Annotated in this window: 1 protein-coding gene; it reads right to left on the minus strand. The window is 40.1% G+C overall.

From position 1 onward, the window contains the following. The coding region (locus HMPREF0373_RS15170) for a MobA/MobL family protein (RefSeq protein ID WP_021740686.1) at positions 1-242 on the minus strand (242 nt) is incomplete at both ends.

Here is a 242-nt window from a genome sequence, read left to right on the forward strand (position 1 = left end):
CTTTTATAACGGATAGACTGTTGAAACCTTTTTATATTTTCTTCCGGTACATGCAGCCATTCAGGAGGTGCATTTTCGCACATCATCAGACTGGTGTAGACGACTTCCTTTTTGGAAGTATAGTAACTGATTCTGCCTGTTTCCTCATTCTTCATCACATCTCCATTAAGATATGCCGATGCGGATATGACAGATTTTCCTTTACTGCGCCCGACAATCTTTACTGTAAAGTGAAATATCGC

Source organism: Eubacterium ramulus ATCC 29099, assembly GCF_000469345.1.
GTDB classification, from domain to species: Bacteria; Bacillota; Clostridia; order Lachnospirales; family Lachnospiraceae; genus Eubacterium_I; species Eubacterium_I ramulus.